At 60.7% G+C, this 7,968-nt stretch carries 16 protein-coding genes and 4 pseudogenes; 19 read left to right on the top strand and 1 reads right to left on the bottom strand.

Going from position 1 to position 7,968, the window contains the following annotated elements:
• Positions 1–5: 5 nt before the first annotated feature.
• The 19 genes and pseudogenes from FEV53_RS10435 to FEV53_RS10520 all read left to right on the top strand — a co-directional run.
• Positions 6–611, top strand: coding sequence for a LolA family protein (locus FEV53_RS10435; protein ID WP_142834760.1), 606 nt, complete (start codon positions 6–8; stop codon positions 609–611).
• Between the two features lie 188 nt (positions 612–799).
• A complete protein-coding gene (gene rpmC, locus FEV53_RS10440; protein ID WP_142834761.1) occupies positions 800–1,015 on the top strand; it encodes a 50S ribosomal protein L29 in 216 nt (71 codons plus the stop codon).
• A 4-nt stretch (positions 1,016–1,019) separates the two neighbouring features.
• Positions 1,020–1,265, top strand: a complete 246-nt coding sequence (gene rpsQ, locus FEV53_RS10445) for a 30S ribosomal protein S17 (RefSeq protein ID WP_142834762.1) — start codon at positions 1,020–1,022, stop codon at positions 1,263–1,265.
• Between the two features lie 84 nt (positions 1,266–1,349).
• On the top strand, positions 1,350–1,718 hold the full coding sequence (rplN, locus tag FEV53_RS10450; protein ID WP_142834763.1) for a 50S ribosomal protein L14: 369 nt from the start codon (positions 1,350–1,352) through the stop codon (positions 1,716–1,718).
• Positions 1,718–2,023 (top strand): 50S ribosomal protein L24, encoded by a 306-nt coding sequence (gene rplX / locus FEV53_RS10455; protein WP_142834764.1) that lies wholly within the window; start codon positions 1,718–1,720, stop codon positions 2,021–2,023. The genes rplN and rplX overlap by 1 nt, the downstream gene beginning before the upstream one ends.
• Positions 2,023–2,583, top strand: coding sequence for a 50S ribosomal protein L5 (gene rplE / locus FEV53_RS10460; RefSeq protein ID WP_142834765.1), 561 nt, complete (start codon positions 2,023–2,025; stop codon positions 2,581–2,583). The genes rplX and rplE overlap by 1 nt, the downstream gene beginning before the upstream one ends.
• 14 nt (positions 2,584–2,597) lie before the next feature.
• Entirely contained in the window at positions 2,598–2,903 is a 306-nt protein-coding gene (gene rpsN / locus FEV53_RS10465) for a 30S ribosomal protein S14 (protein ID WP_142834766.1), read from the top strand.
• A gap of 13 nt (positions 2,904–2,916) precedes the next feature.
• Positions 2,917–3,309, top strand: coding sequence for a 30S ribosomal protein S8 (gene rpsH, locus FEV53_RS10470; protein WP_142834767.1), 393 nt, complete (start codon positions 2,917–2,919; stop codon positions 3,307–3,309).
• 10 nt (positions 3,310–3,319) lie between these two features.
• The gene (gene rplF, locus FEV53_RS10475; protein ID WP_142834768.1) at positions 3,320–3,853 is read left to right on the top strand and encodes a 50S ribosomal protein L6; all 534 of its coding nucleotides are present in this window, start codon (positions 3,320–3,322) and stop codon (positions 3,851–3,853) included.
• Positions 3,854–3,865: 12 nt separating this feature from the next.
• Positions 3,866–4,225: a 50S ribosomal protein L18 gene (rplR, locus tag FEV53_RS10480; RefSeq protein ID WP_142834769.1), complete on the top strand. Its 360-nt coding sequence runs from the start codon at positions 3,866–3,868 to the stop codon at positions 4,223–4,225.
• A gap of 114 nt (positions 4,226–4,339) precedes the next feature.
• Positions 4,340–4,915 carry a 30S ribosomal protein S5 gene (rpsE, locus tag FEV53_RS10485; protein WP_142834770.1) on the top strand — a complete coding sequence of 192 codons (576 nt, stop codon included), beginning with the start codon at positions 4,340–4,342 and terminating at the stop codon, positions 4,913–4,915.
• 3 nt (positions 4,916–4,918) lie between these two features.
• Positions 4,919–5,107 (top strand): 50S ribosomal protein L30, encoded by a 189-nt coding sequence (gene rpmD, locus FEV53_RS10490; protein WP_142834771.1) that lies wholly within the window; start codon positions 4,919–4,921, stop codon positions 5,105–5,107.
• A gap of 609 nt (positions 5,108–5,716) precedes the next feature.
• The gene (locus tag FEV53_RS21220) at positions 5,717–5,935 is read left to right on the top strand and encodes an IS66 family transposase (RefSeq protein ID WP_221931603.1); all 219 of its coding nucleotides are present in this window, start codon (positions 5,717–5,719) and stop codon (positions 5,933–5,935) included.
• A 32-nt stretch (positions 5,936–5,967) separates the two neighbouring features.
• A pseudogene (locus FEV53_RS21485) lies at positions 5,968–6,054 on the top strand (hypothetical protein); the annotation flags it as partial.
• A 134-nt stretch (positions 6,055–6,188) separates the two neighbouring features.
• Entirely contained in the window at positions 6,189–6,311 is a 123-nt protein-coding gene (locus tag FEV53_RS21230; RefSeq protein WP_221931605.1) for an IS66 family transposase, read from the top strand.
• A gap of 30 nt (positions 6,312–6,341) precedes the next feature.
• The gene (locus tag FEV53_RS22110; RefSeq protein WP_142834775.1) at positions 6,342–6,464 is read left to right on the top strand and encodes a transposase domain-containing protein; all 123 of its coding nucleotides are present in this window, start codon (positions 6,342–6,344) and stop codon (positions 6,462–6,464) included.
• Positions 6,465–6,636: 172 nt separating this feature from the next.
• Positions 6,637–6,779 (top strand): annotated as a pseudogene (locus FEV53_RS10510) (IS5/IS1182 family transposase); the annotation flags it as partial.
• Positions 6,780–6,785: 6 nt separating this feature from the next.
• A pseudogene (locus tag FEV53_RS10515) lies at positions 6,786–6,971 on the top strand (IS5/IS1182 family transposase); the annotation flags it as partial.
• Between the two features lie 54 nt (positions 6,972–7,025).
• Positions 7,026–7,678 (top strand): annotated as a pseudogene (locus FEV53_RS10520) (IS3 family transposase); the annotation flags it as partial.
• Positions 7,679–7,720: 42 nt separating this feature from the next.
• Here FEV53_RS10520 and FEV53_RS10525 read toward each other — a convergent pair.
• A partial coding sequence (locus FEV53_RS10525) for a transposase (RefSeq protein WP_185962153.1) occupies positions 7,721–7,968 on the bottom strand: 248 nt, incomplete at its 5' end.

Below are 7,968 nucleotides of genomic sequence, written 5' to 3' on the forward strand. Positions count from 1 at the left end.
TCCCCATGCTCGACCGCAGAACCTTTCTCATGGCCGCTGGTGCCACGGCGCTGACCGCTGGCCGGGCGAGTGCCGCCACGATACCGCTGAACCAGCTGTCGGGCTATCTCAACAGCCTGACCACCGCGCAGGCAGACTTCACCCAGATCAACTCGGACGGCACCATCGCCACCGGAACGCTCTATATCCATCGCCCGGGCCGGTTGCGCTTTGACTATAACAAGCCCACCGACATGCTGGTCATGGCCGGGGGCGGGCAGGTTGCGATTTTCGACAGCGGCTCCAACAGCAAGCGCCCGGAGCAATACCCGCTTAACCAGACACCGCTCTCGATCATTCTGGCGAGCAACGTGAACCTCGGGCAGGCGGGGATGGTCGTGGGCCACCGCCAGGACGGCAACAAGACCATCGTCACCGCGCAGGACCCCCAACGCCCGCAATATGGCAAGCTGGAGATGGTCTTCACCGGCGGTCCGGTCCAGCTGCGTCAGTGGGTGGTGATCGACGGACAGGGGCAGCGCACGACCACAGTGCTGGGCGATCTGCGCAAGGTGGGGAGCCTGCCGTCGCGCTATTTCTCGATCCCCACCGAGATCCAGAAACGCTCCTGATCCGGGGTCATGCCGGGACGCCCGCGAGTCGGGCGCCCGTGGCGCGGAGAAGTCACTCCGCGCCCTCTGCGAAGAACGGGGTTGCGCCATCCCCTGCTCGCATGTATGTGCGGCGCTCATCTACCTCCACCGGGTTTTAAGGTGACCGCCTCCAGCGGGCCATCCGGTGATGTTGAAAGGAACGCATCATGGCGCTTGACGCCCAAGAGCTCCGGGGCAAGACCCCGGATGAGCTGCGTGAGCAGCTTTCCCAACTGAAGAAAGAGCAGTTCAACCTGCGCTTTCAGGCGGCAACGAATCAGATCGAGAACACCGCGCGTATGCGTGTCGTTCGTCGGGACGTTGCCCGCGTGATGACAATTCTGAACCAAAAAGCCGCCGAAGCGGCTGGCACGGAGGCCTGAGACCATGCCCAAGCGTATCCTCAAAGGCGTCGTGACCTCGAACCAGAATGAGCAGACCGTGACCGTGCTGGTCGAACGTCGCTTTACGCATCCGATCCTCAAGAAGACGATTCGGAAATCCAAGAAATACCGCGCCCATGACGAGAACAACCAGTTCAACGTCGGCGACGCCGTGCGCATTCAGGAATGCGCGCCGAAGTCGAAGACGAAGCGTTGGGAAGTGGTGACCTCGGCAGCCGCCGAGGCGTGAGACGATGGGGAGGCCTAACCTCCCCATTTTTGCGAAACCCTGGGGGCGACAACAGAACACCCCCCAAAGGTCGGGAGAACCTACATGATCCAGATGCAGACCAATCTGGATGTGGCTGACAACTCCGGTGCCCGGAGAGTTCAGTGCATCAAGGTCCTCGGCGGGTCCAAGCGGAAATATGCCTCGGTGGGCGACGTGATCGTCGTCTCCGTGAAAGAGGCCATTCCGCGCGGCCGCGTCAAGAAGGGCGATGTCCGTAAGGCCGTCGTCGTTCGGACCGCCAAGGAAGTCCGTCGTGAGGACGGCACCGCGATCCGCTTTGATCGCAACGCCGCCGTCATTCTGAACAACAACGGCGAGCCGATTGGCACGCGTATCTTCGGCCCGGTGGTCCGTGAGCTGCGCGCCAAGAACTACATGAAGATCATCTCGCTTGCTCCGGAGGTGCTGTGATGGCTGCGAAACTCCGTAAAGGCGACAAGGTCGTCGTTCTTGCTGGCAAAGATAAAGGCCAGCAGGGTGAGATCCAGTCCGTTGACCCCAAGGCCGGCAAGGCCGTGGTGGAAGGTGTGAACATGGCCATCCGTCATCAGCGTCAGTCGCAAACCTCGCAGGGCGGTCGTCTGCCCAAGGCGATGCCGATCGACCTGTCGAACCTGGCCATGCTGGACAAGGACGGCAAAGCGACCCGCGTCGGCTTCCGCATGGAAGACGGCAAGAAGGTCCGCTACGCCAAGACCACGGGAGACGCGATCTGATGCTCGACGCGACCCAATACACCCCGCGCCTCAAGGCGAAGTACAAGGACGAGATCCGCGCCGCTCTGAAGGAAGAATTTTCCTACAAGAACGACATGCAGATCCCCGGTCTGGAAAAGATCGTCCTGAACATCGGTGCCGGTGCCGAGGCCGTGAAGGACTCGAAAAAGGCAAAATCCGCTGCCGACGATCTCACGCTGATCGCCGGTCAGCAGGCCGTCATCACCAAGGCCAAGAAGTCGATCGCCGGCTTCCGCGTCCGTGAAGACATGCCGCTCGGTGCCAAGGTGACCCTGCGGGCTGACCGCATGTACGACTTCCTCGACCGCCTGATCACCATCGCGCTGCCGCGCGTGCGTGACTTCCGCGGCCTGAAGCCGAGCTTTGACGGAAATGGCAACTTTGCCATGGGCCTGAAAGAGCACATCGTCTTCCCCGAGATCAACTTCGACAAGGTCGATGAGGTCTGGGGTATGGACATTATCATCGTCACCACCGCCAAAACCGACGCGGAAGCCAAGGCGCTGTTGAAGCATTTCAACATGCCGTTCAGCAGCTGAGCCTGGAGGACATCATGGCAAAAAAAGCAATGATCGAACGCGAAAAGAAGCGTCAGGCGCTGGTGGAGAAGTATGCCGCCAAGCGTGCTGAGCTCAAAGAAATCGCGCGCGACGAGTCGAAGCCGATGGAAGAGCGGTTCAAGGCCCAGCTGAAGCTGGCCAAACTGCCGCGCAATTCCTCGGCCACCCGTCTTCACAACCGTTGTCAGCTCACGGGGCGTCCCCACGCCTATTACCGTAAGCTGAAGATGAGCCGGATCGCGCTCCGGGAGCTCGGCTCCCAGGGTCAGATCCCCGGCCTCGTCAAGTCCAGCTGGTAAGGAGGGTTAACAGATGAACGATCCTCTCGGTGATATGCTGACCCGGATCCGCAACGCTCAGATGCGTGGCAAATCCACCGTCAAGACGCCGGCTTCCAAGCTGCGCGCCTGGGTGCTGGATGTGCTGGCCGACGAAGGCTACATCCGCGGCTATGAGAAGACGACCGACGAGCGGGGCCACCCCGCCATCGAGATCAGCCTGAAGTACTTTGACGGCACCCCCGTCATCAAGGAACTCAAGCGCGTCTCGAAGCCCGGTCGCCGCGTCTACATGGGTGTCGAAAACATCCCGTCCGTCCGTCAGGGCCTCGGTGTGTCCATCGTCTCCACCCCGAAGGGTGTGATGTCGGACCAGGCCGCGCGTTCTGCCAATGTCGGCGGCGAAGTGCTCTGCACCGTCTTCTAAGGAGGGATATATGTCTCGTATCGGTAAAAAGCCCGTCGAGCTGCCCTCGGGAGTCGAGGCCAAGCTTGACGGCCAGCGGATTGATGTGAAGGGCCCGAAAGGCTCCCGCTCGTTCCAGGCCACGGACGACGTGACCATCGAAATCGATGGCGGCGAAATCAAGGTTACCCCGCGTGGCGGCTCCAAGCGGGCGCGTCAGCAGTGGGGCATGACCCGCACCCAGATCGCCAACTGCGTGACCGGCGTCACTCAGGGCTTCAAGAAGGAGCTGGAAATCAGCGGTGTGGGTTACCGGGCGCAGGCTCAGGGCAATGTCCTGAAGCTGAACCTCGGCCTGTCGCACGACGTGGATTTCCAGGTCCCCGACGGCGTCACCGTCACCACCCCGAAGCCCACTGAGATCACTGTCGAAGGCATCGACGATCAGCAGGTGGGTCAGGTTGCTGCAAACATTCGCGACTGGCGTCGTCCCGAACCCTACAAGGGTAAGGGCATCCGCTATAAGGGCGAATTCATCTTCCGTAAGGAAGGCAAGAAGAAGTAAGGAGCCGGACAGATGGCGAATAGCAAACTCCAGCTGTTCCAGAAGCGCCGCCTGCGCGTCCGGAACAAGCTTCGCAAGGTCAATGCCGGCCGCGTGCGCCTCTCGGTGCATCGGTCGAACAAGAACATCTCTGCACAAATCATCGATGATGTGCAGGGTGTTACGCTGGCCTCTGCCTCCACGCTCGAGAAGGATCTCGGTGTCGTGGGCAAAAACAACGTCGAAGCGGCGGCCAAGGTGGGTGCGGCTCTTGCTGAGCGCGCAAAGGCCAAAGGCGTTGAGGCGGCTTATTTCGATCGTGGTGGCTTCCTCTACCACGGCTCGATCAAAGCCCTCGCCGACGCGGCCCGCGAAGGCGGCCTGAAGCTGTAAGACAGAGCAGGCGGGTCGGTTCTCCGGCCCGCCTCGATGATCAGGGGGCGCCTCTTGCAGGCGCTCACCGGGATCGGATGAAAGGGCCAGACGGCCCAGATGAAGGAGCCAGACATGGCCAGAGAAGACCGCCGGGGCAAAGGTCGCGACCGCGACGAAACCCCCGAATTCGCCGATCGTCTTGTTGCGATCAACCGTGTGTCGAAAACTGTTAAGGGTGGTAAGCGCTTCGGCTTTGCCGCGCTCGTGGTTGTCGGCGACCAGCGCGGCCGCGTTGGTTTTGGCAAGGGCAAGGCCAAGGAGGTCCCCGAGGCCATCCGTAAGGCCACCGAGAGCGCCAAGCGCAACATGATCCGCGTGCCTCTGCGCGATGGCCGGACCCTGCACCACGACGTGCAAGGCCGTCACGGCGCTGGCAAGGTGATCATGCGCACCGCCCCGCAGGGTACCGGGATCATTGCCGGTGGTCCGATGCGTGCCGTGTTCGAGATGCTGGGTGTTCAGGACGTTGTTGCAAAGTCGAATGGCTCGCAAAACCCCTACAACATGATCCGCGCCACGCTGGACGGCCTGCAGAACCAGGCCAGCCCGCGTTCCGTGGCCCAGCGCCGCGGCAAGAAGGTTGCCGACATCCTGCCCAAGCGTGACGAGGCTCCTGACGCCTCCGCGCAAGTGTCCGAGGAGGCGTAAACCATGGCCAAAACCATCGTCGTCAAGCAGATCGGCTCGCCGATCCGCCGCCCCGCCAAGCAGCGTCAGATCCTCGTGGGTCTCGGCCTGAACAAGATGCACCGCACCCGTGAACTTGAGGACACCCCCTCAATTCGCGGCATGGTCCGCAAGATCCCGCATCTGGTGGAGATCATTGAAGAGCGCGGCTAATCGCTGGCTATTTACAAATTCGAGCCTCCGATCCTCACAGGTCGGGGGCTTTCTTTTTTTCGCGGCGACCGGGTTTGCGCAGTGGATACTTGGAAGAATACTCGATCCCGTCTGCGAACACCTGTGCCATGAGCCTCCGCTGGAGCCGACCTGACGCTTGTCGTTGGTCGCTGCTAAGTGTCCACGATCAGTAGTGTTCCCTATGAGGCACTTCATGAGCAGGCGGAAGAAGCGGTTTTGGGCGGATGAAGAGAAGCGGAAGATTTGCGCTCAGTCGAAATCCTGTGCACGTCGGTTGGGCGGCGGTATACGGTGAATGCGAACCATATTTTCAAATGGCTTAAGGATCCGCGCTTTGCGCCGGTCACGGAACAACCGGTCGATGATGCGGTGGCCTGCCTGTGGAGGTGAGTGGCAGCACCGTCCCCGAGCCGGTTTGTCAGGAGATAGCTCCACCGCTACAATCGGCGCTTGTTTTCGCCAGCCTTGTTGACATTACCTTGTCCGATGGTGGGCGTATCTTGGGTGAGGGCCTGACCGCGGTGACCTGCGTGGCCAGCCTTTTGCGAGATCTGTCGGTTTGATTCTTGTCCCCCGCAACACCAGCGTTTGGCTGACGAGGTCAAGGTCCTGAGCCTGAAGGTGGAACAGCTTCAACATCGGTTGCACGGGCACAACCGGCACCGGTTCGGATCAAAGTCTGAGAACCTCGATCAGCTCAACCTGACCTTCCGGGAAGGCGAAGAGATCGCCGAAGCGTTGGCAGAACAGGCCAAGCCTGCGCAACCATCGACTGAAGGCAAGTCATCGTGCCAGCATAGCCGCTAGCCGCTGCCCGATCATTTGGACGGCATGACGAAGTGCTGTTTCCGGGCGAGGACTGCACCCGCTGCGGCGGCAAACTGAAGACGCTCGGCAAGGATATCACCAAAGAGCTTGAGTATGCGCCTGGCCGCTTTTTCGTGAACCGGATTGTCCGGCCCCGCAAAGCCTGTCCGGGCTGCGAAGCGATTGTCCGATCCACACTACCGTTTTGTCCGATTGAACGTGGGCGACCCGGCCCCGGCTTTTCACACATGCTCTGGTCAGCACATATGCCGATCATCTCCCGCTCTATCGTCGAAGCCAAATCTATGCCCGTGAGGGGATTGATCTGGACCGCCCGACCCTGGCGGAATGGGTGGCCCGTCAACGGCACTCTTGAAAACCTTCGCTTTGCCGCCACCGTCTCAGCCTGCGAACATCCAAACTCAAAAAGGTGGACACCCAAGCCTCGCTCACATGGGTGCTCACCCAAATTTCTGATCACAAGATCACGCGTGTCGACGAGCTCCGCCCCTGGCGTTACCCCGCCTAAGCAATGTCACAGGTACCATCTGCACCCGGAGGGCGGAGTTCCGCGGTCAAAGACCTTGCGACTGCCACATCTTATGATGGATTGCGGGAAGTAAGGTTGCTGAAGGGGCGTTGTCCCATAATTCTGGAGATGGAGGGTTCACTTCTTGAATCCACGCCGTTGGACCCGCTGCATGAGCAAGCCATCTCCGCCCGCTATCGTAAGACAAACTGGTCCAGCTACAACGCCGCGCTGCGGAAGCGGGGATCCCTGTTGCTCTGGGTGCACAAGAGCAAGACCTGGCTGGCACCACATGAGGGACGCCCTGGACGTCCGGGATGGTGGCGAAGGCTGACAGGATGCCACCGCCTAAGTCGCGCAGAGACGAAGATGAACTGTGTGAAAAGACCCGGCAAGGGCCTCATGGCGAGAGACTTTGATCGGCAGGTCGCTGAACGACAGGTCCGCATCGCGGTGCTGAATCAGTACACCGCTCTTGGCATGCCAGTCACAGAGCTCATTAGGTAAGCCCTGCAAGAGAAAGAGGAAATGCGCTGAAACTCCGATTTGTGCAAGAAAGCCCGGGAGGTTCGCACTACTGAGCAGGCCTATTACCGGTGGTGCAAGCAGTATGGCGGAATTGGAACCGACCAACTGCAGGAACTCAAGCGGCTGCAGAAAGTGCACGACCGGCTAAGAAAGGCGGTGTCGGATCTCACGTTGGACAAGCTGATCCTGACCGAGGCCGCACGGGGAAACTTCTGAGCCCCGCCCGCCGGCGGTCCTGCATCGATCATGTGCGCAGCAAGTTGAAGGTTTCTGAGCGTCGTGTCTGCCGGGGCGTTGGCCAGCACTGTTCTACCCAACGACACCGGCTTGGGGGCCGGGCAGATGAAGAGCGCCTGGTCGCGGACATGATCGCGCTGACCCGTCCGTACGGACGATTCGGATATCGTCGGATCGCTGCGCTGCTCCGGGACGCAGGATGGCTGGCAAACGACAAGCGCGTCGAACGTCTGCGGCGATGGAAGGGGCTGAAAGTGCCTGCAAGACACCCCAGGAAGGGACGGCTCTGGCTGAACGACGGATCCTGTGTCCGGTTGCGGCCGGAGTATCGCGATCACGTCTGGTCCTACGAATTCGTCCATTGCGGGACCGATAATGGACGGGGTTTCCGGACCATCAACATCCTGGACGAGCACAGTAAGGAGTGCCTAGCCATTAAGGGGTCACGTCCGTCAAGGTGTTGTAATTGGTCGGGTGGCCTGAGGTCATGATCAGGTGGCTTGTGTCGTGATGCTGAGAATGGGATCGGTCTGCTCGTGGTCGATCTGGGTGAAGGCTTCGACCTGCATGTAGCGGCTGGCGGTCTGCCATTCGTCGTTCTGCTCGAACAGCACAGCACCGATCAGGCGAATGATTGAGGCTTCGTTCGGGAGTGAGGGCCGGACTGCCATCGGTTCGAAGGAGGGCCCGAACCCGACGACATCGGCGCGGCGTTTGACCTCCTTGTTGAGGCGCTCGA

Origin of the sequence: Palleronia caenipelagi, from assembly GCF_007004065.1 — a bacterium.
Lineage (GTDB): Bacteria > Pseudomonadota > Alphaproteobacteria > Rhodobacterales > Rhodobacteraceae > Palleronia > Palleronia caenipelagi.

Bases quoted from the DNA above. Each gene is read 5' to 3' on its own strand.
- rplX (WP_142834764.1), top strand. From the start codon at position 1,718: ATGGCTGCGAAACTCCGTAAAGGCGACAAGGTCGTCGTTCTTGCTGGC.
- rpsN (WP_142834766.1), top strand. From the start codon at position 2,598: ATGGCAAAAAAAGCAATGATCGAACGCGAAAAGAAGCGTCAGGCGCTG.
- rplE (WP_142834765.1), top strand. From the start codon at position 2,023: ATGCTCGACGCGACCCAATACACCCCGCGCCTCAAGGCGAAGTACAAG.
- rpmD (WP_142834771.1), top strand. From the start codon at position 4,919: ATGGCCAAAACCATCGTCGTCAAGCAGATCGGCTCGCCGATCCGCCGC.
- rpmC (WP_142834761.1), top strand. From the start codon at position 800: ATGGCGCTTGACGCCCAAGAGCTCCGGGGCAAGACCCCGGATGAGCTG.
- rpsE (WP_142834770.1), top strand. From the start codon at position 4,340: ATGGCCAGAGAAGACCGCCGGGGCAAAGGTCGCGACCGCGACGAAACC.
- rplN (WP_142834763.1), top strand. From the start codon at position 1,350: ATGATCCAGATGCAGACCAATCTGGATGTGGCTGACAACTCCGGTGCC.
- rplR (WP_142834769.1), top strand. From the start codon at position 3,866: ATGGCGAATAGCAAACTCCAGCTGTTCCAGAAGCGCCGCCTGCGCGTC.
- rplF (WP_142834768.1), top strand. From the start codon at position 3,320: ATGTCTCGTATCGGTAAAAAGCCCGTCGAGCTGCCCTCGGGAGTCGAG.
- FEV53_RS10435 (WP_142834760.1), top strand. From the start codon at position 6: ATGCTCGACCGCAGAACCTTTCTCATGGCCGCTGGTGCCACGGCGCTG.
- rpsQ (WP_142834762.1), top strand. From the start codon at position 1,020: ATGCCCAAGCGTATCCTCAAAGGCGTCGTGACCTCGAACCAGAATGAG.
- rpsH (WP_142834767.1), top strand. From the start codon at position 2,917: ATGAACGATCCTCTCGGTGATATGCTGACCCGGATCCGCAACGCTCAG.